The sequence below is a fragment of the Micromonospora sp. RV43 genome (genome assembly GCF_001029515.1).
In the GTDB taxonomy this organism is placed as follows: Bacteria; Actinomycetota; Actinomycetes; order Mycobacteriales; family Micromonosporaceae; genus Micromonospora; species Micromonospora aurantiaca.
The window spans coordinates 12,507-36,319 of sequence record NZ_LEKG01000063.1 but is presented as its reverse complement, the minus strand read 5'-3'; the positions used below and the strand labels follow the sequence as shown (position 1 = coordinate 36,319).

26 protein-coding genes are annotated in these 23,813 nt (G+C 75.0%); 18 read left to right on the top strand and 8 right to left on the bottom strand.

The features are described 5' to 3' along the window. The first annotated feature begins 126 nt into the window (after positions 1 to 126). A complete protein-coding gene (locus ABD52_RS17140) occupies positions 127 to 489 on the top strand; it encodes a CrcB family protein (RefSeq protein WP_047892465.1) in 363 nt (120 codons plus the stop codon). 9 nt (positions 490 to 498) lie between these two features. Here ABD52_RS17140 and ABD52_RS17135 read toward each other — a convergent pair whose 3' ends face one another. Together ABD52_RS17135 and ABD52_RS17130 are read right to left on the bottom strand one after the other, a co-directional pair. Continuing rightward, the gene (locus ABD52_RS17135) at positions 499 to 831 is read right to left on the bottom strand and encodes a hypothetical protein (RefSeq protein ID WP_013476546.1); all 333 of its coding nucleotides are present in this window, start codon (positions 829 to 831) and stop codon (positions 499 to 501) included. Positions 832 to 918: 87 nt separating this feature from the next. Beyond that, entirely contained in the window at positions 919 to 2,178 is a 1,260-nt protein-coding gene (locus ABD52_RS17130; protein WP_047892464.1) for an MFS transporter, read from the bottom strand. Between the two features lie 117 nt (positions 2,179 to 2,295). Between ABD52_RS17130 and ABD52_RS17125 the strand changes: the two genes are divergently transcribed. The 17 genes from ABD52_RS17125 to ABD52_RS17040 all read left to right on the top strand — a co-directional run bounded on the left by ABD52_RS17125 (position 2,296) and on the right by ABD52_RS17040 (position 18,701). After that, positions 2,296 to 3,285, top strand: a complete 990-nt coding sequence (locus ABD52_RS17125; protein WP_047892463.1) for a LacI family DNA-binding transcriptional regulator — start codon at positions 2,296 to 2,298, stop codon at positions 3,283 to 3,285. A gap of 29 nt (positions 3,286 to 3,314) precedes the next feature. Beyond that, complete coding sequence (locus tag ABD52_RS17120) at positions 3,315 to 3,788, top strand: nitroreductase/quinone reductase family protein (RefSeq protein WP_047892462.1); 474 nt, start codon at positions 3,315 to 3,317, stop codon at positions 3,786 to 3,788. A gap of 179 nt (positions 3,789 to 3,967) precedes the next feature. Continuing rightward, positions 3,968 to 4,849 (top strand): DUF3153 domain-containing protein, encoded by an 882-nt coding sequence (locus ABD52_RS17115; RefSeq protein WP_235437486.1) that lies wholly within the window; start codon positions 3,968 to 3,970, stop codon positions 4,847 to 4,849. A gap of 137 nt (positions 4,850 to 4,986) precedes the next feature. Next, the gene (locus tag ABD52_RS17110; RefSeq protein ID WP_013476543.1) at positions 4,987 to 5,331 is read left to right on the top strand and encodes a hypothetical protein; all 345 of its coding nucleotides are present in this window, start codon (positions 4,987 to 4,989) and stop codon (positions 5,329 to 5,331) included. Between the two features lie 14 nt (positions 5,332 to 5,345). Then, positions 5,346 to 5,954, top strand: coding sequence for a glycine zipper family protein (locus ABD52_RS17105; RefSeq protein ID WP_047892460.1), 609 nt, complete (start codon positions 5,346 to 5,348; stop codon positions 5,952 to 5,954). After that, positions 5,951 to 6,631, top strand: coding sequence for a carboxypeptidase-like regulatory domain-containing protein (locus tag ABD52_RS17100; RefSeq protein ID WP_013476542.1), 681 nt, complete (start codon positions 5,951 to 5,953; stop codon positions 6,629 to 6,631). The genes ABD52_RS17105 and ABD52_RS17100 overlap by 4 nt, the downstream gene beginning before the upstream one ends. A gap of 16 nt (positions 6,632 to 6,647) precedes the next feature. Next, positions 6,648 to 7,904, top strand: coding sequence for a phage tail sheath subtilisin-like domain-containing protein (locus ABD52_RS17095; RefSeq protein WP_013286678.1), 1,257 nt, complete (start codon positions 6,648 to 6,650; stop codon positions 7,902 to 7,904). 1 nt (position 7,905) lies between these two features. Then, complete coding sequence (locus ABD52_RS17090; RefSeq protein ID WP_013286679.1) at positions 7,906 to 8,388, top strand: phage tail protein; 483 nt, start codon at positions 7,906 to 7,908, stop codon at positions 8,386 to 8,388. A 1,662-nt stretch (positions 8,389 to 10,050) separates the two neighbouring features. Beyond that, positions 10,051 to 10,809 (top strand): hypothetical protein, encoded by a 759-nt coding sequence (locus tag ABD52_RS17080; RefSeq protein WP_013286681.1) that lies wholly within the window; start codon positions 10,051 to 10,053, stop codon positions 10,807 to 10,809. A 49-nt stretch (positions 10,810 to 10,858) separates the two neighbouring features. Continuing rightward, a complete protein-coding gene (locus ABD52_RS17075; RefSeq protein WP_047892458.1) occupies positions 10,859 to 12,430 on the top strand; it encodes a contractile injection system protein, VgrG/Pvc8 family in 1,572 nt (523 codons plus the stop codon). After that, positions 12,430 to 12,768, top strand: a complete 339-nt coding sequence (locus tag ABD52_RS17070) for a hypothetical protein (RefSeq protein ID WP_013286683.1) — start codon at positions 12,430 to 12,432, stop codon at positions 12,766 to 12,768. The genes ABD52_RS17075 and ABD52_RS17070 overlap by 1 nt, the downstream gene beginning before the upstream one ends. Further along, positions 12,765 to 13,190 (top strand): GPW/gp25 family protein, encoded by a 426-nt coding sequence (locus tag ABD52_RS17065; RefSeq protein WP_047892457.1) that lies wholly within the window; start codon positions 12,765 to 12,767, stop codon positions 13,188 to 13,190. Before ABD52_RS17070 ends, ABD52_RS17065 begins: the two co-directional genes overlap by 4 nt. Next, positions 13,187 to 15,811: a putative baseplate assembly protein gene (locus ABD52_RS17060; RefSeq protein WP_047892456.1), complete on the top strand. Its 2,625-nt coding sequence runs from the start codon at positions 13,187 to 13,189 to the stop codon at positions 15,809 to 15,811. Before ABD52_RS17065 ends, ABD52_RS17060 begins: the two co-directional genes overlap by 4 nt. Continuing rightward, complete coding sequence (locus ABD52_RS17055) at positions 15,792 to 16,469, top strand: phage tail protein (RefSeq protein ID WP_047892455.1); 678 nt, start codon at positions 15,792 to 15,794, stop codon at positions 16,467 to 16,469. Before ABD52_RS17060 ends, ABD52_RS17055 begins: the two co-directional genes overlap by 20 nt. Beyond that, a complete protein-coding gene (locus ABD52_RS17050) occupies positions 16,466 to 17,386 on the top strand; it encodes a hypothetical protein (RefSeq protein WP_013286687.1) in 921 nt (306 codons plus the stop codon). Before ABD52_RS17055 ends, ABD52_RS17050 begins: the two co-directional genes overlap by 4 nt. Before the next feature lie 55 nt (positions 17,387 to 17,441). Continuing rightward, the gene (locus ABD52_RS17045) at positions 17,442 to 17,918 is read left to right on the top strand and encodes a hypothetical protein (RefSeq protein WP_047892454.1); all 477 of its coding nucleotides are present in this window, start codon (positions 17,442 to 17,444) and stop codon (positions 17,916 to 17,918) included. Positions 17,919 to 17,936: 18 nt separating this feature from the next. After that, positions 17,937 to 18,701, top strand: a complete 765-nt coding sequence (locus tag ABD52_RS17040) for a hypothetical protein (protein WP_047892453.1) — start codon at positions 17,937 to 17,939, stop codon at positions 18,699 to 18,701. On the opposite strand, the gene ABD52_RS17035 is transcribed toward ABD52_RS17040, so the two are convergent. From ABD52_RS17035 to ABD52_RS17010, 6 genes are all read right to left on the bottom strand, one after another. Continuing rightward, positions 18,694 to 19,308, bottom strand: a complete 615-nt coding sequence (locus ABD52_RS17035; RefSeq protein WP_013286690.1) for a bifunctional 4-hydroxy-2-oxoglutarate aldolase/2-dehydro-3-deoxy-phosphogluconate aldolase — start codon at positions 19,306 to 19,308, stop codon at positions 18,694 to 18,696. The genes ABD52_RS17040 and ABD52_RS17035 overlap by 8 nt on opposite strands. After that, positions 19,305 to 20,267, bottom strand: a complete 963-nt coding sequence (locus tag ABD52_RS17030) for a sugar kinase (protein WP_235437485.1) — start codon at positions 20,265 to 20,267, stop codon at positions 19,305 to 19,307. Before ABD52_RS17030 ends, ABD52_RS17035 begins: the two co-directional genes overlap by 4 nt. 106 nt (positions 20,268 to 20,373) lie before the next feature. Further along, positions 20,374 to 21,318, bottom strand: coding sequence for a PmoA family protein (locus ABD52_RS17025; protein ID WP_053065405.1), 945 nt, complete (start codon positions 21,316 to 21,318; stop codon positions 20,374 to 20,376). Beyond that, on the bottom strand, positions 21,315 to 21,965 hold the full coding sequence (locus ABD52_RS17020; RefSeq protein ID WP_047892452.1) for a hypothetical protein: 651 nt from the start codon (positions 21,963 to 21,965) through the stop codon (positions 21,315 to 21,317). The genes ABD52_RS17025 and ABD52_RS17020 overlap by 4 nt, the downstream gene beginning before the upstream one ends. Further along, the gene (locus tag ABD52_RS17015; RefSeq protein WP_047892451.1) at positions 21,962 to 22,831 is read right to left on the bottom strand and encodes a carbohydrate ABC transporter permease; all 870 of its coding nucleotides are present in this window, start codon (positions 22,829 to 22,831) and stop codon (positions 21,962 to 21,964) included. The genes ABD52_RS17020 and ABD52_RS17015 overlap by 4 nt, the downstream gene beginning before the upstream one ends. After that, positions 22,828 to 23,808 carry a carbohydrate ABC transporter permease gene (locus ABD52_RS17010; RefSeq protein WP_047892450.1) on the bottom strand — a complete coding sequence of 327 codons (981 nt, stop codon included), beginning with the start codon at positions 23,806 to 23,808 and terminating at the stop codon, positions 22,828 to 22,830. Before ABD52_RS17010 ends, ABD52_RS17015 begins: the two co-directional genes overlap by 4 nt. Positions 23,809 to 23,813: the final 5 nt, after the last annotated feature.

The window sequence follows — 23,813 nt, the reverse complement described above, 5'->3', positions numbered from 1 at the left end:
GCGTCTACCTGGCCGCGACTGTGCTCGGCGCGCTGGCGGCGGTCGCCGCCGGGGACACGGTGACCGCCCGGCTGCTGGCCGCCCGCGACGGGAGCCGACGGTGACCGCCCGGGACGGGAGGCCACAGTGACAGTCCTGCTGATCGCGCTCGGCGCCGCTATCGGCGCGCCGCTGCGCTACCTGACCGACCGGGCGGTGCAGGCCCGGCACGGCTCACCGTTCCCGTGGGGCACGCTGACCGTCAACGTGGCCGGGTCGCTGCTGCTCGGCGGCCTGCTCGCGGCGCCCGTCGGACCGGGCGTGACAGCGCTGGCCGGCACCGGCTTCTGCGGCGCGCTGACCACCTGGTCCACGCTCAGCTACGAGACGCTGCGCCTGGCCCGCACCGGGAAGCGCCACCTCGCGTACGCGAATGTGGCGCTCAGTGTGGTCGCGGGCCTGGGCGCGGCGTTCCTGGGCTACGCGGTCGTCACCGCGCTGAGCGGCTGACCGCGCCGGTCAGCGGGCCCGGCGCTCCGGGTGGGCCCGGTTCCACGCCCGCATCCGCTCCGGGTAGCCGGTGCGGGCCGCCTCGTACAGCGGCACCGCGTGCTTCTGGGCGATCCGGCCGGCGACGCGGGGCGAGCCGGTACGGCGGCGGATCCACTCGCCGTCGTCCGCGATGGCGACGACTGTGGTGTCGGTGGCCGTGGTCTCCGGTTCCAGGTAGAACTCGACCCCGCGCCGGCTGGTGACGAACGCCTCCAGCTGCGCCAGGTCCTCCTTGTTCGCCTCGCGGTCGAGCTTCGTGGGCGTCGTCGGGTCGGCGGCCCGGCGGCTGAACCAGCCCATGCCCGCCTCCTCTCCTCGCGTTCGCTCCAGTGCAGCACGCCCGCCTGGCAGGCGGCTGGGAGCGCGGTGGGAGTCGGCTGGACCGGCTCAGCCGGCCTTCGCCGCCGGGGCACCGGCCTGCGCGTCCGGCGCGGCGGGACGCTCCCGCAGCACCGGCACCAGCGCGAGCGTCGGCAGCAGGAGCAGCGGCACCACGCCGAGCGCGGACAGCACCCCGAAGTGGTCGCCGAGGAAGCCGAGCAGCGGCGGGCCGGCCAGGAAGGCGGTGTAACCGATCACCGCCACCACGCTCACCCGGGCCGGGGCCTTGTCCTCGTCGTCGGCGGCGGCGCTCATCCCGACCGGGAAGCCGAGCGAGGCGCCGAGTCCCCACAGCGCGACGCCGACCACGGCGAGCGGGCCGGACCCGGCCAGCACGGCGAGCGCGGCACCGGCGGACGCCGTCGCGATGGTCGCGTACAGCACCGGCACCCGCCCCCACCTGTCGATGGCGACGGTGCCGACGGTGCGGCCGAGCGTCATGCCCACCACGAACACGCCGAACACGGCGGCGCCGACGGCCTCGTCGACCCCGTACCCGTCCACGAACGCCACCGCGAGCCAGTCGTTGGCGCTGCCCTCGGTGAACGCCATGACCAGCACCAACAGCCCGACCAGCAGCGTGCGGGGCTCGCGCCAGGCGGCCAGCAGCGCCCGCCGCCGGGCCGCCGGCTGCCCGTCTCCGGCCGCCTCGGCAGGTGCGGCGAGGAACGCCCGGGCGCCGAGCAGCGTGCCGACCAGGACCAGCACGGACAGGACCGGCAGGTGCACCCCGACGGGTACGTCCAGCCGGGCAGCGCCGGCGCCCAGCCCGGCCCCGGCCACCGAACCGAGGCTCCAGGCGGCGTGGAAGCGGGGAAGGATCGTGCGGCCGAGGCGCTTCTCCACCGCGGCGCCCTCGACGTTCATCGCCACGTCGCACAGGCCGGAGCCGAAGCCGAACGCGGCGAGCCCGAACCCGACCCCGACGACCGATCCGGCCAGGCTGGCGGCGAGACCGGCCCCGGTCAGGCCGAGCGTGACGAGCACCACCGACACGGCCACCGTGCGCGCGGGCCCGAGCCGCTGGGCGACCAGGCCGGCGGTCGGCATGGCCAGCAGCGAACCCGCCGACACGCAGAGCAGCAGCAGCCCGAGCCGGCTCGGGCTGAGGTCGAGCGCCTCGCGGGCCGCCGGAACCCGGGAGAACCAGCTCGCCACCGCGAGCCCGTTGAGGGCGAAGACGACGGCGACGCCGTTGCGGGCGGTCAGCACCGCCCGGGGCGCCGGTGGCCGCTTCCCGGCCGGCGCGTCGATGGTGCTGCTCACGGTGCGGTAGTCCCTTCCCCCGGCTGGTCCCGACGACAATCGCACACCTGAGAGCGCTACCACCACAAGCGCCGTTATGGCTTAGCTCATCCACGCCCGAGCAGGCATGATGCGGACATGGGAACGCCGACCACACGCCCCGCCACGCTCGACGACGTGGCCCGCGACGCCGGGGTGTCCCGGGCCACCGCCTCCCGGGTGCTCGGCGGCTACGGGTTCACCTCGGTGGACGCCCGTGCCCGGGTGCGGGCCGCCGCCGAGCGCCTCGACTACGTACCGGACCTCGCGGCCCGGGCGCTGGTGCGCGGAGCAGGCGTACGCCTGGTGGTGGCGGTGGTGGGCCGCGACGACACGGTGCTGGACGACCCGTACGTGCACCGGGTGGTGAGCGCGGCGTCGCGGGTGTGCGCGCCGCACGGCGTCGGCGTGGCCCTGGAGTGGCTGCCGCTGGCCGACCCGTCGGGGCTGACCCGGCTCGGCACGGACCGGGGCGTCTGCGGGGTGATCCTGGTCAACACGACCCAGGCGGCGCTGGACGCGGTGCCGCCGAGGCTGCGCGGCCGCGTCGCCTCGATCGGCCAGGGCTCGGCGACGGTGCCGTCGTTCGACGTCGACAACGCCGGTGGCGCGGGCGAGGTGCTGCATCATCTGTACGCCACCGGCCGGCGCCGCATCGTCATGGTCACCGGGCCGCGCTGGCTGAGCTGCGCCGAGCGTTCGGTCACCACGTACCGGGAGCTGATGCGGGAGTCGGGGTCGCCGGAGCGGCTGGTCACCGGCGACTTCACCACGGCACGGGGCGGCCGGGCGGCGCTGGAGGCGCTGCGCCGGTGGCCGGACGCCGACGCGGTCTACGCGGCCAGCGACGCCACCGCGTTCGGCGTGATCGCCGCGCTGCGCGGGCGCGGTGTGCGGGTGCCGCACGACGTGGCGGTGGCCGGGTTCGATGACCTGCCGTACGCGGCGATCAGCAGCCCACCGCTGACCACCGCGACCCACCCGGTCGACCGGATCGCCGCCGCTGCGGCCACGGCCGTGCTGACGCGCGCGCCGGTCGCCCCGAGCACCGCGTTCCCGTCGACGCTGGTCACCCGGGAGAGCGCCTGAGCGCCGGTCACGGAGGAAGGAGGGGTCCGATGGGCGGAGTCATGACGTGGATGTACCGGGGCGGCCGGCCGAACCGGCTGGCCCGGATGATGAACGCGCTGTCGGCCTGGCAGTACGGCGCCGGCCTCGCCCCGCGGCACTGGGTGACCATGGAGGTGCCGGGCCGTCGCACCGGCCGGACCGTCTCGGTGCCGATCGTCGTCGCCGACCACGACGGCGAGCGTTACGTCGTGTCGATGCTGGGCGAGCGGGCCAACTGGGTGGCGAACGTGCGCGCCGCGGGTGGGCGGGTGGTGCTGCGTCGCCGCCGCCGCGAGCCGGTGCGGCTGGTCGAGGTGCCGGTGGCGCAGCGGCCAGCGATCCTGCGCCGTCACCTGGCGCTCGCCCCGGGCGCACGGGCGCACGTGCCGGTGGACCGGCACGCCCCGCTCGCCGAGTTCGCAGGGGCCGCCGCGGGCATCCCGGTGTTCCGGGTCGTGGCGGCGGAGCCCTCGGCGCGGTGACCCGCCGCCCGGGTCGTCACCGGGGAACACGGCGGAACGGCGTCGCGACAATCCTTCAGAATATCGATCGCTCGCGTTTTCGAGGTCGTCCGAACGGGAGAGGGAGCCGGTAAGATCGGCGACAGAACGGCGACCGATCACGGACTGCCCGGCGACCGGGACCGGCTCACACTGAGCGCATGAATACGAGACTCCGCCGCAGCCGGGCATTCGGCCTCGCGGTGTGTCTCGCCCTCGTGGCGATATTGAGCGGCTGCATGCAGCTCAACCTCGGGCTGACCGTGAACGATGACGACACCGTCTCCGGTCAGCTCCTGCTCACCGCGCCGAAGTCCGTGCTCAAGCAGCGGAACCCGGACCCGGCGGTGGCGTTCGCCGAACTGCGGCCGAACATTCCCTCACTTCCATCCGGAGCGGAGACCCGGTACGAGGACGCCACCTCGTACGGCATTCAGATCACGTACCGGAAAACGCCGCTGGCGCAATTCACGAGCGAAAGTGTGAATCTTGTCCGGGACGATGATCTCATTCGCTTCTCGCTTCCGCTGGACCCCAAGAAATACGGCGGCAAGTTCGGGCAGCAGGATCCGCGCCAGCAACAGGCGTTCATGACCTTGATGGAGTTCGAGATCTCGGTGACGTTCCCCGGCCGGGTGCTCGACACCAACGGCACGATCACCGGACGCTCGGTCAGCTGGAAGGTGGTCGCCAACCAGCCCAAGCCGGCCGAGTTGCGCGCCATCGCCCAGGCGCCCCCGCCGCCCGCCACCAGCCCGGCAGCGGTGGTGACCGGTGACGGCTCCTTCCCCTGGCTGCCGGTCGTCGCCGGCGCGGTCGTCCTGCTGCTGGTCGTCGCCGTGGTGGTCGTGCTCCTGCTGCGGCGCCGGGGCTCCCGCGGCGGCCCGGCCACGACGGCCACCACCGGTCCGGGCGCCCCCATCGGTCCGGGCGCCCCCACCGGCCCGGGAGCGCCCGCCGGACCGGCACCCGCGGCCACCACGGGACCGGCCGCGCCCGGCACCCCGGCCGCACCGGCGCCACCCGCCGGTCCGCCGGCCTGAGACCCACCGACCACCGACGGCGCCCGCGCCGGCGGCCCATCAGCACACCGGGCGGAACCCGGGTTCAGCGAACCCGGGAACCGCCGCACCACTCCACCCCGACCGCACCACCGCACCATCGGAAAAGGGGGATCGCCGTGAACGATCTCTTCACCTGGGCCGCCCTGGGCAGCCTCACCGGCGCCAGCGCCGCCACCCTGCTCGCCACGAACGTCATCGGCGGGCTGATCGGACCGAGCGGCGACAAGGCGCGCAAGTGGATCGCGCTGGGCATCGCGCTCCTGCTGTCCTACCTGACCGCCGCGTTCGCCGACGACGCCGGCCCGGAGAAGTGGATCATCGCGTTCTTCAACGGCCTGGTGATCTTCTCGGCCGCGCTCGGCGTCAACCAGCTCCCCCCTGGCAACCGGCAGGCGACGCAGGCGTCGCCCACCCAGCTCGCCCAGGGGCAGGAGCCCCGCTTCGTCCGCTCCTGGGTCTGAGAGAGGTGACCCCCATGATCTTCGGCATCCTCAGCGCGGCCGTCCAGGTCGTCTTCGGCGCCCTGCTCGGGCAGCTCGCCGCCGGCACCGTCGGCCTGCTCGTCGGCGCGGTCGTCGGCCTGCTCGTCGGCGCGCCGTTCGGCTGGGCGTCCGCCTCGGCCGGCACGTACGGCGCCGACCCGAAGGGGATCTTCCTCTTCGTGATCGACCACACGTGGAGCCTGCTCAACACGTTCGCCGGGGCGCTCTACCTGGCGCTGCACCTGGTCTTCGGTCACCAGCTCGACCGGGTCGTCTCGGCCGGCAGCGGCCGGGTCAACGTCGTCGAGGGCGTCTCCCCCCGGTACGCCACCACGATCGGCACCGTCTGCGCCGGGTCCAGCCCGGGCATCCAGCGGCACGAGGACGTGCACGTGCTCCAGGCCCGGCTGCTCGGCCCGTTCTACCTGCCGCTGGTGGCGCTCAACTACGTGCTGTTCACCATCGCACCGGTGTGGCTGCTCTGGCACGACCACACCAACGCGCCGATCAACCGGTTCACCCGCTACTTCGAGATCGGCGTCTACCCGCACGTGTGGAACGAGGCCATCGCGTACCGCATCCAGGGGACGCCACCGCGATGACCGGCGCGATCGAGACGGCCGTCGCGGACGTCGCGAGCTGGCTGGCCGGGGCCGCGGGTGAACCCGTACCGGTCGGTCCGCCGCGCGACGACCCCGACGGCGGTCTCACGGTCTGGCCGCTGGAGCTGCGGCCGGCCCGGCAGACCGCGACCGGCGGCGCGACGCGCGAGCCGTACCGGTTCGTGGTCCGCCTGCTGGTCTCCGGCGGCGGGCCGGCGGCGCTGCCCGCGCTGGACCGGGTGCTCGCCGCCGCCACCACGGCGGGCCGGCCGGAGCTGGTCCTGGCCGCCGGCGACCCGGCGCTGTGGCGGGCGCTGGGCGTGGCGCCCCGGCCCGCGCTGCTGCTGGACGCGCCGGCCCGGGTGGAACGGCCGGTCCCGGTCGCGCCGCCGGTACGGCAGCCGCTGCGGCTGCGGCAGCTCGGCATGCGCACGCTGCACGGGCGGGTGGTCGGTCCGCAGGACCAGCCGCTCGCAGCCGTCCGGGTGGAGCTGGTGGGCGCCGCCCAGGCCACCGAGACCGACGCCGCCGGCCGGTTCCGGCTGGCCGGCGTGCCGCACGACCCCGACGCGCCGGACGCCCCGGTGCGGATCCGGCTCACCGGCGCGGGGCGCGTCCACACCGCCGAGCTCGACCCGGCCGGCGACGGCCTGATCGTCGTCCGCGCCCCCGACTGACGTCCGAGGAGGACCGATGCCCACCTACTTCTCCCCCGGCATCTACGTCGAGGAGGTGCCCAGCGGGGCCCGCCCGATCGGGCCGGTCGGCATGAGCACCGCCGCGTTCGTCGGGGTCGCGCCCGACCGCGGCGCCCACGTCGGCGAGGCGCTGGCGGTGAACAGCTGGACCGAGTTCCTGCGGCTCTACGCCGACGGCGAGCAACTGGAGAGCACCCCGCTGGCCCGCGCCGTGTTCGGCTTCCTGGACAACGGCGGCACCCGCTGCTGGGTCGTCAACGTCGGCGAGGGCGGCCGGCTCACCGGCACCGGCGGGCGGCGCGGCGGCCTGGAACTGCTGGAGGCCATCGACGAGATCTCCATCCTGGCCGCGCCCGGCTACCACGACCCGGTCTCGCACGAGGCCCTGATCAGCATGGCCGAGCGGCTGCGCACCATGGTCGCGATCTGCGACCCGCCGCCGGAGGTCACCGACGTCTCCCGGCTCACCCGCGTCGGCACGCCGGGCAAGCCGCCCAAGCCCGCGTCGGCCGGCTCGGCCGCGTCGTCCGACAAACCCGCCGAGGGTACGCCGGGCGACGGCGACGGCGAACCGCCCGGCACCGGCGGCGACCGGCCCCGGCAGTCGGACTTCGCCACCTTCTACTTCCCGTGGATCCGGGTCCGCGACCCGCTCAGCGGCGACCTCGTGCTCACCCCGCCGAGCGGGCACGTCGCCGGCATCTGGGCCCGCACCGACGCGCTGCGCGGCGTGCACAAGGCGCCGGCGAACGAGCCGGTACGCGGCGCGGTCGACCTCGCGTACCGGGTGACCCGGCCCGAGCACGACGTGCTCAACCCCAAGGGCGTCAACGTGATCCGCTTCTTCGCCGGGGAGGGCATCCGCCTGTGGGGCGCCCGTACGCTCGCCGCCGAGGCCAGCGAGTGGCGCTACCTGAACGTGCGGCGGCTGTCCATCTCCATCGAGCAGGCCATCGCCAACGGCACCCGGTGGATGGTGTTCGAGCCGAACGACTTCACGCTGTGGCGCTCGATCCGCCGCGACATCGGGGCGTTCCTCACCCGGGTGTGGCGCGACGGCGCGCTGCTCGGCCGTACGCCCGAGGAGGCGTTCTTCGTCAAGTGCGACGAGGAGACCAACCCCGCCGACGTCCGCGACGCCGGAATGGTGGTGGCCCACATCGGCATCGCTGTGGTCAAGCCCGCGGAGTTCGTGGTGTTCAAGCTGAGCCAGTGGGCCGGCGGCACCGAGACCGAGACGATCGGAGGCTGATATGCCCACCACTGCGACGCCGCAGCCGGGAGCACCCGTCGACCCGTACCGGGCGTACCACTTCAAGCTGCTGATCAACGGCATCACCAACGGGCACTTCACCGAGGTCAGCGGCTTCGAGGTGGCGATTCCGGCGCTGTCGTACCGGGAGGCGGGCAACGAGCGCATCCGGGCCGTGCCGGGACAGGTCGAGTACGCCCCGGTGACCCTCCACTTCGGCCTGACCAGCTCGCGCGAGCTGTGGGACTGGGTGAACGCGGCGGCGAAGGGCACAGTCAACCGGCGCAACGTGTCGGTGGTGCTGCTGGACCCGGCCGGCACCGCCGAGGTGCTGCGCTGGAACATGATCAACGCGTGGCCGACCCGGTGGCGGGGCGCGCACCTGAACACGCTGTCGCAGGAGATCGCCATCGAGGCGCTGACCCTGGCGTACGAGGGCCTGGAGCTGGAGGCCGGCGGTGCCGCCGCCCCGGCGACCGCGTGACCGGCTGGCCCGCGCGCTGCGGGCCACCGCCGACCGCCTGTCCGGACCGGGCTCACCGGACGCACCGTCCTCACCGGATTTCCCGGATTTCCCGGAGTTCCCGGACTCCCTGGGCTCTCCGGGTTCCCTGAGCTCCCTGAGCTCCCTGAGCTCCCTGAGCTCCCTGAGCTCCCTGAGCTCCCTGAGCTCCCCGGGCTCGCCGGACTCCCCGGGCTCGCCGGACTCCCCGGGCTCGCCGGACTCCCCGGCCGACGTGCTGCGCCCGCCCGGACAGCCGCCCGAGCACTGGCGACGGCTGGTGGAGGCGCACGCTCCGGGCCTCCTGCGCGACCTCCCCCCGCCCTCCGTCGAGCACGGACCTCTCACCGATCCGTCCGCGAACGCCGGCCCGGACCAGACGCAGGTGCGGCGGAGCCGGACGGCCCGGCACGCAGTGGTGCGGTTGTGGCGAGGCTGGACGGCGTTGTTGGCCGACCGCTTCGGCACATCCCGTTCCCGGACGCGCTCCCGCCACGAGGCCGATCCCGGTTCGCCGTCGAGATCTTGGTACGAAAGGGCCCCCATAGGGGCCGCTTCCTACCAAGATCTTCCGCAGCTCCTGGAAGGTGGGACGGGCATCTCGGGAGTTGAGAAGCCTGAGCCACGTGGTGCGGCGCTGCCGCGGCCGGGAGCGGCGGTCACGCGGGCAGGTGGTGGGGATGGCATTGCGGGGTCGGAGATCTCCCCGCCGACGGTGGACACTCGATGCCGCTCGGGTGACGCAGCGCGGCCGGACGACGCCGGGCCACGTGAGGGCCCTCCGCCGTGCGGGTGCGTGACGTCAAGCGGTCCGGCCGGATCGCCGGGTCCGGCGAGATCGGCGTGCATCGCCGACGGCTCCGGGTCGCGGGACGCCCTCGGCACATCAGGCATCCGCGGCACACCGGCCACAGGCACCGGTGCCACAGCCACAGACACAGCCACAGCCACCGAGACCACAGGGACCGCCGGCACCGGACGGACGGAGGCAAGGACCGGCGCGCGCACCAGCGCAGACCCGGACGGCAGCCGTGACGCCATCGGGTCGCCGGGCCGCGTCACGTCCGGCGACTCGGCCTCGCCGTCGACCCCTGAGCGGTGGCCCAGCCTCGGCGCGGGCCGGGTGGATGCGCTCCGGAACCTCGCACAGATCCGCCGGGGCCGGGCACGGCACCGGGATGACGCCGCCGGGGCGGACCTGTCGCCCGATCGAGGCGACGTGCTCCCGCTCGTCTTCGCGGCTGCGCCACCGTCGTTGCCGCATGGACCGGCCGCACACACCAGGGGCGGTCGAACCGGGTCGGCGAACTGTCGCGGCGGGACCGGGGACGGATCCGTCGCCGACCACCCGGGACGGGCCGCCGGCTCGCCGTACCCGGATGGGCACGACCCGGCTCCCGGCGGCGAGTTCCGGGCGCGACAGTGGCAGCGACCCGCGCGGCCCCCGTCCGGCAGCCCGTGGCCGGCCCTGCCGGACGATGCGGGCCCGGCCCGGACGACGAACCCGGCCGACGCGGCCCGGGCGGCCGACGGCGGAGCACACGCGGATCCGTGGCCGGTGCTCCCGGCCGAACCGGCATGGCTTCCGACACCGACCCCGTGGGGTGACACGGCCCGGCTGGACCGGGAACAGGCGGGTGACTGATGGAGCGCGTCGCCTTCCTCGTGGACGAGTCAGGTACCCGGGTCGACTGCCTGCTCAATCCGGAGACCGTGCAGGTGACACGGCTGGCCGGGGTACGCCCGCGCGGCGGACCGGACGGGCCGCTCACCGGCGCCGGGCTGGCCGACGACCCGCTCGTCTTCACCGGCGGCGGGCGTACCGAGCTGGTGCTGGATCTGCTCTTCGACGTCGACTTCGTGGAGTCGCCGGCCCGGCCCGAGGACGTCCGTGCGCTGACCCGGCCGCTGTGGATGCTCGCCGAGAACTCGGCGGTCGAGCACGGCTGGCTGCGCCCGCCGCTGGTCCGCCTGGTCTGGGGCAAGACCTGGAACGTCCCGGGCGTGATCACGGCGATCGCGGAACGCTTCGACGCGTTCACCCTCACCGGTACGCCCCGGCGGTCCTGGCTGCGGTTGAAGCTGGTCCGGGTCGCGGAGGGCGCGGAGGCGGCGCGCGCCGGGTTCGAGGAGGAGCTGGCCGCGGCGAGCACACCCGCTGTCGCGCCCGGGTCGGCGGTGGTGGCCGCCGCCGACGGCGCGGCCGAGCCGGGCTGGTCCGGGGTGCGCTTCGACCTGCTCGCCCACGACGCGCTGGGCTCGCCGCTGCGCTGGCGGCTGCTCGCCGAGCACAACCGGATCACCGACCCGCTCACAGTGCCCGCAGGCACCGCGCTCGCCGTCCCCCCGGTCGGCGCCGCCACCGCCCCGCCGGATGCCGTCACCACGGGAGGCACCCCGTGACTCGCCACGCGACCAGTCCGGCGCGGCAAGCGGCCATCGGGAGCAGGCCGTGAGCCGGGCCGCCCTGGTCACACTCGACGGCCGGCCGCTGGCCGACCCGGCCCGGCTGCGCGGCATCCGCGTCGCCGCCCGGCTGGACCGGCCCGCGCAGTGCGAGCTGACACTCACCGCCGCCCCCGGAGCGGGCCCGCTCGACCCGCCGGTACGCCCCGGCGCCACAGTCGACGTCCGCCTCGACGGGCAGTCGGAGGCGCTGTTCACCGGCGAGGTGACGGCAGTCGAGCGGGAGTACGCCGGTGACGGCGCCGCGCTGGCCCGGATCCGGGCGTACGACCGGCTGCACCGGCTGCGCAAGCGGCAGGAGCTGCGGGTGTTCGAGTCGGTGACCGCCGCCGAGCTGGCCGGTGAGCTGTGCGCCGGGCTCGGGTTGAGCGTGGCGGCCGATGAGGACGGACCGCGCCTGGACCGGCTGCTCCAGCACCGGCACACCGACCTGGACCTGCTGTGCGAGGTGGCCGGCCGGGCCGGGCTGCACCTGGGCGTCGACGGTGACCGGTTGCGGCTGTTCACGCTGGACGGGTACGGGGAGCCGCTGCCGTTGACGCTCGGCGAGACGGTGCACGCGCTGCGGGTCACCGAGAACCTGGACCGGGCGGGCGCGGAGTGCGCCGTCCTCGGCTGGCATCCGCAGCGCGCCGAGCCGCTGAGCCAGCGGGCGGACGAGGCGCGCAGCGGGCGGCGCATCCCGCTGCGCCCGGACCCGGGCGACGTCGGCGCGGACGGCGTGCGCACGGCTGTGGACCAGCCCGGCCGCAGCGACGACGAGCTGGCCGCGTTGGCCCAGGCCGGACTGGACACCCGGGTGGCGGCGCTGGTCACCGCCGAGGGCACCGCGGAGGGCGACCCGGCGCTGCGGCCCGGCCGCCGGATCGCCCTCGCCGGCGTCCCGGACGCGCTGGCCGGGGTGTACGTGCTCACCGAGGTGGTGCACACGGTGGACGCCGACGGGCACCTGACCCGGTTCTCCACGGCGCCGCCCGGCCCACCGCCGACGGCCGCTCCCCCGGCGGCGACAGTCACGCTCGGCACCGTCACCGACATCGACGACCCGGACGGGCTGGGCCGGGCCCGCGTGGTGCTCCCGGCGTACGGCGATCTGGACGCCGGCTGGCTCGCGGTGCTGTGCCCGGGCGCGGGCCGGGGCAAGGGGATCGTCGCGCTGCCCGACCCGGACGACACCGTGCTGGTGGCGCTGCCCGGCGGCGAACCCGCCTCGGGCGTGGTGCTCGGTTCGCTGTTCGGCGCGGTCGAGCCGTACGACGCGGGGATCGTGTCCGGGCGCTCGCGCCGCTGGTCGATGCGGACCGGCACCGGGCAGTCCATCGTGATCGACGACGACGGGCGGACGCTGCGGCTGGCCACCGACGCGGGCAGCTTCGTCGAGCTGCGTCCCGAGCTGACCACCGTGCACGCGGCCGGTGACCTGGTGCTGTCCGCGCCCGGCCGGGCCGTCGTGGTGCGCGGCCGCACAGTCGACTTCCTGCACGCCCCGGCGGCCGAGGACGCCGAGACCGCCGCCGCGCAGGCCCGTACGCTCGCCCGTTCCGCCGGAGGTGGCTGATGCGCTGGATCCACCGCGACTCGCTGATCACCTGCGGACACGACGGGCGGGTGAAGAACCGCCCGTCGCAGGACTGGGTCACGGTCCGGGGCGTGCCGGTGCTGGTGCGGCCCGACCCGGAGGGGCGCGACATCACCGCCTGCCCGAACTACGGCCCGACGATCAAACCGTGCCTGCACACGCTGACCGTGACAGTGGGTTACAGCACGTGGGTGCGGGTGGACCGGCAGCCCGTGGTGCTGTCACACCTCGACGGCCTCACCGACGGCACCCCGCCGGGCACCGTGCACCACCAGGTCCGCGACGTGCGGCAGGGCTTCCTGGGGGCGGACGCGTGAGGGCCTTTCGCTTCGTCGGCGCCGGCTTCGACGCGGGCCGCGCCGGTGGTCTCGCGCTCACCGCCGCCGGCGGGCTCGCCATGACCGACGGCGACGAGACGGTACGCCAGGCGCTGTACCTGCTGCTGTCCACCACACCCGGGGAGCGGCTGATGCGTCCCGGGTACGGGTCGCGGCTGCACCGGCTGGTCTTCGCGCCGAACGACGACACCACCGCCGGGCTGGCGATCCACTACGTGCGGCAGGCGATCCGGCGCTGGGAGCCACGGGTCGAGGTGCTGGACGTGGACGCCGGTCCCGACCCGGACGACCCGTGGCGCCTGGTGATCCGGCTGGACTACCGGATCCGGGCCAGCCTCTCCCCCGGCCAACTGGTGTTCTCCGTCGACCTGCTCCCCGCCGACGAGGAGGGCACGTCATGACGCTGCCGGTGCCGCACCTGGACGACCGCGCCTTCCTCGACCTGGTCACCGAGGCGCGGGAACGCATCGCCCGGTCCTGCCCGGACTGGACCGACCTGTCCGCGCACGACCCCGGGATGGCGTTGCTGGAGGCGTTCGCCTACCTGACCGAGGTGATGATCTACCGGCTGAACCAGTTGCCGGAGAAGGCGTACGTCGCGTTCCTGAACCTGCTCGGCGTCACCCGGCACCCACCGGCGGCGGCCTGGGCCGACGTGCGCCTGACCCGCACCGGCCCGGACCGCGGCCCGGTGCGGGTGCCGGCCGGCACCCGGGTCGCCGCGGCCCGCGGCGCCGACCTCCGGCCGGTCGTCTTCGTGACCACCGAGCCGGCGGTGCTGCCCGCCGGGGAGACCACCACGACGGTACGCGTGCACCACTGCGAACCGGTCGAGGCGGAGCTGCTGGGCACCGGCACCGGGCAGCCCGGTCAGGTGTTCCGGGCCGCCCGCGCACCGCTGACCCGCACCACCGAGGCGCTCGATCTGCTGCTCGGCGTGGAGGTGCCGGCGGGCTCGGTGGAGCTGGGCGCCGCGGCCCGGGAGCACGAGGGCCGCACCTACGAGATCTGGCGGCCGGTGGACAGCTTCGCCGGTGTCGGGCCGCAGGCGAAGGTCTACCTGGTGGACCGGGCCTCCGGGGTGGTCACGTTCGCCCCGGCGCTGGACCTGCGCCCGGACACCGGAGCCGCTCCGGCCGTCGAGGGGGCGGCCGGGGCGACCACTGTGGCGGCGGTGCCACCGGCCGGGCGGCAGGTGCGGCTCTGGTACCGCTGCGGCGGCGGGCCCGCCGGGAACGTGGCGGCGGGCGTGCTCACCAGCCTGCGCGACCCGCTGCCCGGGGTGAAGGTGGACAACCCGGAGCCGGCCACCGGCGGCCGGGACCTGGAGTCGCTGGAGTCGGTGCTGGCGCGCGGGCCGTACGAGTTCTTCGCCCAGCAGCGCGCGGTGACCGCCCGGGACTTCGAGATCCTCGCCACCGGTTCCGGGGCGGTGGCGCGGGCGCGGGCGTTCACACGGGCCGCCGTCTACAGCTTCGCCCGGCCCGGCGAGGTCGAGGTGGTGCTGGTGCCGTACGTGCCGGAGGCGGCCCGGCCCGGCGGACGGCTGCCGGTGGCGGTGCTGCGCGAGCACGAGGTGGAGGAGGCCCGCCGCCGGGTCGAGGCCGACCTGGAACGCCGCCGCGCCCTCGGTACGGCGGTGCGGGCGGGCTGGGCCCGGTACAAGGCGGTGTCCATCCAGGCGCGGGTGGTGGTGCGCCGCGAGGAGGACGTGGACGCGGTGCGCCGCCGCATCCACGACCGGCTGCACCAGACGCTCAGCCCGCTGCCCACGCCGCTGAACCCGGCCGGCTGGGCGTTCGGCGAGCCGCTGCGCGCCTCCAACGTGTACCGGATGCTGGAGCACGCCGAGCCGGGCGTGCGCTACGTCGAGTCGGTGCGGTTCGTGGTCGACGAGGCACCCGACGCGCGGGTTCGCACCGTGGCGGTGGACCAGTACCAGGCCGACACCTGGTACGCCGGCGGCGGCCCGGTGCTGTTCCGCTCCACGAACGCCGGCGCCGGCTGGGAACCGGCCGGCCGGTTCGACGACGAGACGGTGGTCCGGGTGGTGCCCGCGCCCGCCCCGGTACGCCCCGGCGTGGTCCCCCGGGCCGGTTCGGTGGCGGTGGTGACCACCCGCGACGCCGGTGGCTCCCGGGTCCGGCTGAGCACCGACCTGGGTGAGACGTGGACGCTGCTGACCGACCTCGACTCCGGCGTCCGCGACCTGGCCTGGATCGACCGGGACGGCACGGGCGCGCTGCTGCTGGCCACCGACAGCGGCCTGTACGAGGTGCCGCTGCTACCCGGCGCGGTGCCGTTGCAGATCCTGGTCGACCCGGCCGACGCGGACCGGGGCTTCTACGCGGTACGCGCGTTCGTCTCCGAGCGCGGCGCACCCGGGGTGGCGGTGGCCGCGCAGGCCGGATTCGGGGTCTACCTGTCCACAGCGGCCGGACGCCCCGGCACGTTCACCCACGTCGGCCTCGCCAACGTGGACAACCGGGTGCTCGCCGTGCAGTACGACGGCCCGGCCACGCTGCTGTGGTGCGGCGCGGGCGAGCCGGACCCGAAGAAGCCCGGCCAGGGCTGCCACCGGACCCGGCTGTTCGAGTCGGACGTGAAGTGGCAGTCGATGGCATCAGGCTGGATCGGCGGCACCTGCCGGGACCTGACGTTCAGCGGCCCGCTCGCGCTCGCCGCGACGCAGAGCGGCGGCGTGGTCCGGCTCGACACGCTCGCCGGGCAGCCGCAGTGGTCGCCGGTGATGGTCAACTGCGGCCTGCCGCTGCGGGACCGGACCCGGTTCGTCCCGGTCGACGCCATCGCCGCCACCGCGCCCACCGGCACGTCCGGGGCCGGACGGCTGGTGCTGGCCGGCGGCGAGCGCGGCGTGTTCCGCAGCGGCGACGGCGAGGACTGGACGGCGAGCGCCAACCAGGCCACCGCCGACGTGGTCACCGTCCCCGGCACCTGGCTGCTCTGCTCCGGCGAGCACGACATCGAGGTGGTGCGGCAGGATGCGCCGAGCGGCGATTGAGCGGCTGCTGCCGGCCGCGTACCAGCGGGCCGCCTGCCCGGGCAGCGTGCTGGGTGTGCTGCTGGACGTGATGGAGGCGCTGCACGCCCCGGACGAGGCGGTGCTCGCCGACGTCGACGCGCTGTTCGGGCCGTACCGGACGCCGGACGGGTTCGTCGCGTACCTGACCCGCTGGGTGGCGATGGATCATGTGGTCGCCGCACCCCGCGCCGACGCGCCGCTGCCGTTGCCGGCAGGCCGGTTACGGGACCTGGTGGCGCACGGCGCGCTGCTGGCCCGGTGGCGCGGCACCCCGTACGGCATGCGGACCGCGCTGGAACTGGCCACCGGCGTGACCGGGTTCGTGCTGGACGAGCCGCCCGAACGGCCGTTCCACCTCGTGGTGCGGGTGCCGCCGGCCGCCGCCGACCGGCTCGCGCTGGTCACCCGCATCGTCGAGGCGGAGAAACCGGCCGCGGTCACCGTCGAGGTGCTCGCCTCCCCGGTCGACGCGGAACCGGCCGATCCGGTCCCGGCCACCCCGAGCCCGCCCCCCGACTCCGGACCGCCCGAGCCGGACACCGCCGAGCCCGCCGCAGGGGTCGCTGCGGTGCGCGCGGTCGGCCGGGCGCACGTACCAGCACCCCTGCCCCACGATCCGCCCGAGGAGCCGTCATGACCACCGAATGGACAGTCGTCGCCGCCGCCGAACAGTTCACGCTGGACGCCCGCAACGCCGGCGAGCTGACGTTCACCGTGTCCAACCCGGGTACCGCGCCGGACACCGTCGTCTTCGACGTGGCGCCCGGCGAGGGCAGCCAGCGGGCCTGGTTCACGGTGGCCGAGCCGCAGCGGGTGGTGCCGGGGCAGGGCTCGGTGTCGTTCCTGGTCCGGCTCGCCGTGCCGCCCGGCACGCCGCCCCGGCGCTACGACATGACCGGGTTCGCGTACTCGGCCAACACCGCACCGGAGGAGAGTTCCCGATCCAGCGGCCGGGTCACGTACGACGTGCGTGCCGTCGTACCGCCGAAGCGCGCGCCGTGGCCGTGGATCGCCGCGGCCGCGGCGCTGGTGCTGGTCGTGGCCGGGGTGGTGGCCTGGCTGGTGACCCGCGGCCCGGACACCCCGGCTCCGCCGCGCGCCGACGCGGTGACGGTGGAGGCGGAGACGCTCGTCTCCGGCGCGGCGGTGCAGTCCACCACCGGCGCGAAGGCGGAGGTGGTGGCGCAGGAGAACTGCTGCGACGTGGTGTGGTCCGGCGACGCGCAACTGTTCTTCCTGGGCCGGGGCGTGGGCGACCGGGTGACAGTGCAGGTGGACGTGCCGTCCGACGGCACCTGGCGGTTCTCCACCGTGCGCACCACCTCGTTCGACTACGCGAACACGATCTGGCTGGTCGACGGCCGGCAGGTCGGCGACACGTTCTTCGGGTTCAGCCCGACTGTGGTCCGCACCGACGAGGTGGACGTGGGCACCGTGGAGCTGACCCGCGGTCCGCACAAGCTGACGCTCGTGGCGGTGAGCAAGACGCAGGGCACCGACAGGTACTTCGCGGGCGTGGACGAGATCCGCTTCACGCCCGTCGTCCGGCCGTGAGCGCGAGGAGTGAGCCGGTGTTGCGAGCCCCGCAGTCGCGAACCGGGACGGCACCGTGAGCGGGCGGCAGAAGGTGCTGCTGGTGGCCGTGGCCGTGCTGCTGGTGGCGCTGTACGTGGTGGCGGTCGCCGGGCGCCGCGACGACCCGGGCGACCCGGGGGCCGGGCCGGGCGCGCTGGCCCGGCTCGGGCGCGGGACCGGGACTGTGGACCCGGCGACGGTGGCGGTGACCTGCCTGCCGCCGGCCGCCGAACCGGCCACCACCGCCGACGGGGTGACGCTCGCCTTCGGCACCGCGTGCCGGCTGCGGGTGGCTGACCCGGGCGCGCTGCGCACGCTGGTGCTGCGCGGTACGACGCCGTTCGAGGTGACCGCCCGCGCACCCGGCGACGCGGACGTCACAGTCACCGACGAGGTCGCCCCGGACGCGGACGGCCCGGCGGTGGCGAAGGTGGCTGTGGACCGGGAGACCGAGGTGCTCCTGCGCTGTCCGGGAGGTGGCGGATGTTCGGTCACGCTGGCCCGGTCCTGACCGGAACGGAGACGCGGCATGGGTGAGTTGCGCAAGCCGTTCCTGCTGCTGGCCCTGCTCGCGGTGGCGCTCGTGGTCGGCGTGGAGCTGGGCGCGGCGGCGCTGACCGGCGGTGGGGACGCCAGCGGCGCGCTGCGGGACAACGCCGGCCGGCTCGGCGTCGAGCTGGGTGACGTCGGCGCGGTGTCCGAGCCGTCCGGGCGCGGCATCGGCTACCTGGCGCTGATCGACGTGGTGGCGCTCTGGACGACCGGGCTGTTCTGCCTGAGCCTGGTGCTGCCGGACCGGATGCAGGGCCGGGTGCAGGGCGTGGCCACACTCGTCTTCTCGATCGTGCTGCTACTGGTGTCGCTGGTCCTGCTGATCGTCGCGTTCATCGAGCTGACGGTGATGGTCTCGCTGTTCCTGGCCCCGCCGTTCGGCACGCTGGCGTACCTCGCGGTGTGGGGGTTCTTCCCGGTCGACGACGCGGCGGTGCTGCTCGGGCTGGCGCTGCTGCTCAAACTGGTCTGGGTCGCGCTGCTGCTCGCCGCCCAGCCCCGGTTCCTGCGCAACAAAGGGCTCGTCGCGCTGGCGCTGACCACGCTGCTGTGCACTGTGGTGTTGCAGTTCCTGCACGGCCTGGTGCCGGTGATCCTGGTCAGCATCCTCGACGACCTGGGCGCCGTGGTGTTCGCCGTGGTGGCGCTGATCTGGGCGCTGGTGCTGCTGATCGGGTCGATCCCGGCGATCGTCAAGGCGATCCGGACCACCGCCACCACGTCCGGCCGTACCGTCACGTGATAGCGCCGCCGCCGGCGAGCGTGGCCAGGCGCGGCAGCTGCTCGGGGTCGGTCAGCGCCGACCCGACGGCCACCACCCGCGCCCCGGCGGCGAGGAAATCGCCCGCGTTGCCGGCGTCGACGCCGCCGGTGGCCACGAACCGGGCCTCCGGCAGCGGCCCGGCCACCGCCCGGAACCAGGCCGGGCCGAGGCTGACCGCCGGGAACGCCTTGAGCCACACCAGGCCGTGGTCGAGCGCCCGTTGCGCCTCGGTCGGGGTGGCCACGCCGGGCAGGTGCGGCACGCCGAGACCGGCCGCCGCGTCGGCGACGGCCAGGTCCAGGCCGGGCGCCACTGTGAACGCCGCCCCGGCGGCCACCGCGTCGTGGACCTGCGCCGGGGTACGCACAGTGCCCGCGCCGACGATCCGGCCCCGCCGACGCCCGGCCGTCACGGCGGCGTGCAGCGCCGGCACCGCTTCCGGGGTACGGATGGGCACCTCCACCACGTCGATGCCGAGATCCCAGGCCAGTTCCGCCAGCCGGACCGTCTCCCCGGGCGGCAGGTCGCGCAGGATCACCATCACCCGCGCGCCGCCGAACAGGGCCTCGAAGTCGTGCCCGCTCATCTCCCGCTCCCTCCCCTGACCTGCATCGGCGCCTGCTCAGTCCACGCCGCGTCCGGCAGCGCCAGCGCCCGCGCGATCGTCTCCGCGTCCGGTGGCGGCGCGGTGTCGCCCGGCACGGCCAGCACCGGCGCGGCGGTCAGGTGGCCCAGCCGCAGGCAGGCTCGCAGGTCGAGGCCGCGCAGCAGCCCGGAGAGGAACCCGGCGGCGAACGCGTCACCCGCGCCGACCGGCTCCACCACGTCCACCGGCAACGCCGGCACGAACACCGCCGGCCCGGTACGCGGCAGCGCTGTCGCGCCGACCGGCCCGTCCTTGACCACCACCAGCTCCGGGCCGGGCAGCAGCGCACGGACAGCGGCCGGATTGCCCGCCGACCAGAGCACGGTCGCCTCGTCCAGACCGACCAGCACCACGTCGGCGCGGTCGGCCAGGTCACGCAGGACCGGTCCGGCCCGGCCGGCGGGCCAGAGCGCCGGCCGGTGGTTCACGTCGAAGCTGACCCGGGCACCGGGCAGCGCCCGCCCGTCCAGCGCTGATACGAGCAGGTCACGGCAGGTGCCGGAGAGCGCGGCGGTGATCCCGGACAGGTGCAGCAGCCGCGCCCCGGCCAGCGCGGGACGCCCGAGGTCCGGCGCGCCGAGGCGGCTCGCTGCCGACCCGGCGCGGTGGTAGTGGACGCGGGTGCCGTCCGGGCCGGGATCCTTCAGGTAAAGGCCGGTCGGCGCGTCCGGATCGACGGTGACCGGGGAGACGTCCACGCCCGCGGCGGCGACCGCGGCCACCACCCGCCGCCCGAACGGGTCGTCGCCGACCCGGCTGACCCACGCCGCGCGGTGCCCGAGCCGGGCCAGCCCGGCCGCCACGTTGGACTCCGCGCCGCCCACGCCGACCGTCAGCCGCGCGGCGTCCTCCAGCGACCCGCCGCCGTCAGGGGCGAGCACCACCATCGTCTCCCCCACGCACACCACCTCCGGCCCGCTCCCGGCCGCGACCGCGATACCGGAGGCACGCGGCTCGCTCCCCGCGCTCACCGTGGGGCCCGCAACACCGGCTCACACCGCACGCTCACCGGATGACCGCCGCGTCCAGCCGGGCCGCGATGTCGGCCGGGTCGAGGTGGCCGTCGGCGACGAGGACCCGGTGCCGGTTGTGCCGGGGCTGCCCGGCCGCGACCACCGCCGGGCTGTCGAACGCGTACGCGACGCAGACGCCCGGGTACATCGCGGTGCGCACGAACCACCTGTCGCCCGTCCCCAGGCCGGTGAACACCAGCGTGTACGCGCCACCTCCGGGCGCGGTGGCGCACAGTGCCAGCCAGGGCGCGGCCGAGCCGTTCACCGCCTCCTCGTCTTCCGCGTCGGCGGTACGCACGAGGGGTTCGCCGTCGGCCACCGCACGCCAGAAGAAGCCGCCGTACCCCGCGCCGCCCGGGCGGCCGTTCGTGGCCGGGCTGCCCAGATGCACGTCAGCGCCGGTGGCGGAGGCGAGCGTCGCCGACAGGTCCAGCCACCAGGCGTCCTCCCCGGCCGGCGTGGCGGTGATCCGCCGGTGCTCGCGCAGCAGCACCCGGCCGTGCCGGTCCCGCCACTCCAGATCGTGGTCGAGCCGGTCGGCGGCCCGCTCCCGCCAGCCGGTGTGCGCGATCACGCCGTGGTCGTCGCGCCAGGTGTAGCCGGTGCCGCGCACGTACGTCCGGCCGCCCCACAGGTTGACGCCGTCGACGTCCTGCACCGCCAGCGATGCGCCGAGGTGCCAGACGTGGTCGGCCGGCAGCGCGTCCGTGACCGGGGTGCCGGCCCGGGTCCGCACCGGGTGCAGGTACGGCCGGGGTCCGTGACGCGGGTCGAGGTCGGGCCGGACCACGTACCGGGCCACCTCGGCGCCACCGACGACCAGCCGCGACTCGGCGTCGGTGCCGGCAAGCCGCGACTCCGAGTCGCCCCCGGCAAGGCGCGACTCGGCGTCAGCCCGGCGCGGCTCGGCAGCGGCGGAACGGGGTTCGGCGGTCACGACGGCTCCGGCGCGGGGACCGGGTGGCGGGCGTCCAGCGCGTGCAGCGCCGCGAGCGCGTACCCGCCGAGGATCGGCACCGCGACCGGCGTGACCAGCACGCCCAGCAGCACGGCGAGCGCGCAGACGCCGGAGGCGGCGGCCCAGGTGCCGGGGCGCTGCGGGCAGGTGCGGGCCACCTCGAGCGCGGCCGTTCGCCAGCCCCGGCCGCCGGTGCGTCCGACCGCTACGGCGACAAGGCCCGCGTACCCGAGCAGGACCGCCACCACGACGGCGGTGAGCGCGAGCGCAGGCCCGCCGCCTGGTACCCGGCCGGTGGTGAGCGCGAGCAGATCGGCGGCGAGCAGCGCGGCGGCCGCGAGTGCGACGGCGCTCGCCGCCGATCCGGCGGGCAGCGCGCGGCCGAACCGGGTCAGGCTGGTCCGCGCGTCCGGCCAGGCGCCGGTGACCGACCTGTCGTGCAGCGCGGCACTCGCGGTGGCGACCGCCGGGGCGAGCGTGAGCACCGGCAGCGCGGCGAGCGCCACGGCGAAGCCGAGCAGCGCCAGGTCGGTCGCCTCGCGCAGCGTGTCCCGCCAGTCGGCACGGGCCGGCACGGTGTCGGGGTGGGCGGGTACGGCGTCGGTGTGGGCAGGCACGGCGGTCATCCCTTCAGCCCGCTGGTGTTGATGCCCTCGACGAGCATCCGCTGGAAGGCCAGGAAGAACAGGAACACCGGCAGCAGGGACAGCACCGACATGGCGAACATCGGGCCGACAGCGCTCTGGCTTGTCGAGTCGATGAACAGGGTCAGCGCCACCGGGACCGTGTAGTCCTCCAGGCTGGACAGGAACACCAGCTGGCGGAAGAAGTCGTTCCAGGTCCAGATGAACGAGAAGATCGCGGTGGTGACCAGCGCCGGGCGGCTCAGCGGCAGGATGACGTGCCGGAACACGCCGTACGGGGACGCGCCGTCGATGGTGGCCGCCTCGTCCAGCTCGCGCGGGATGCCGCGCATGAACTGCACCATGAGGAAGACGAAGAACGCCTCGGTGGCCAGGAACTGCGGCACCAGCAGCGGCAGGTACGGCCAGTCGCCGCCGACCAGGCCGAGGCTGCGGAACAGGATGTACTGCGGCACGATCAGCACGTGCCCGGGCAGCAGCAGCGTCCCGATCATGACGGTGAACCACATCTTGCGCAGCCGGAACCGCAGCCGGCCCAGGGCGTACGCGGCGAGCAGGCAGGACAGCGCGTTGCCGACGACGGTGAGCCCGCTGACCAGCGCGCTGTTGAGGAAGAACCGGCCGAAGCTGATGTCGAAGTTGGTCCAGCCGTCGAGGTAGTTGCCGGGGGTGAACCGTTCCGGCAGCAGGCCGACGTTGTTGACGATCTCGGCCTGCGACTTGACCGATGTGCCGAGCATCCAGAACAGCGGGTAGAGCACCACCGCGACGATCGCCACGAGCACGACGAGCCGCAGGACGTTCCGGCCGCCGCCCGGCCGGCGGCGGGCGACAGGAAGCGCCGTCATGAGTCGTCTCCGTCCGAGTAGTGCACCCAGAACCGGCCGGTGCTGAAGAAGACGGCGGTGACCACGCCGATCGCCACCAGGAACACCCACGCCATCGCCGACGCGTAGCCCATCTCCAGGTCGGTGAAGCCGGAGATGTAGAGCTTCAGCGTGTACATCAACGTGGAGTCGACCGGGCCGCCGGTGCCGTTGCTGAGCACGAACGCGGCGGTGAAGCCCTGGAAGCCGTTGATGGTCTCCAGCACCAGGTTGAAGAAGATCACCGGGGAGAGCATGGGCAGCGTGACCGCGCGGAAGCGCCGCCACGCCCCGGCGCCGTCCACGGCCGCCGCCTCGTACAGCTCGGTGGGCACCTGCTTGAGCCCGGCCAGGAAGATCACCATGGGTGCGCCGAACTGCCAGATCGCCAGCACCATCAGCGTCTCCAGCGCCCAGTCCGGGTCGCTGACCCAGGGCAGCCCTTCGACGCCGAACAGGGCGAGGAACGAGTTGAACGCGCCGTCCCGGTTGAACATGTTGACCCAGACGATGGCCAGCGCGACGCTGCCGCCGAGCAGTGACGGCAGGTAGAACAGGCTGCGGAACAGCCCGACGCCGCGCCAGGCACGGTTGAGCAGCAGCGCCACACCGAGCGCGGCGGCCAGCTTCAGCGGCACCGCGATCAGCGCGAACGTCAGCGTGACCCGCACCGCGTGCCAGTACGACGGGTCGGCGGTGAACATCCGCTCGTAGTTGGCCAGCCCCACCCACCGCACCTCGGACAGCGGCGTGAGGATGTCGTAGTCGGTGAAGCTCAGCCAGAGCGAGAGCAGCATCGGGATCGCCGTGACGCCCATCAGTCCGATGAGCCAGGGCGAGAGGAAGACGTACCCCGCCAGGCCCTCGCCGAGCCGGGCCCGGCCGGCCCGACGCCGCGTGGGGCGAGGGCCGGCCGGTCCGGTGCGCGGGGTCCGGCCGGGCGCCGTGGTGAGAGCCACGGGAC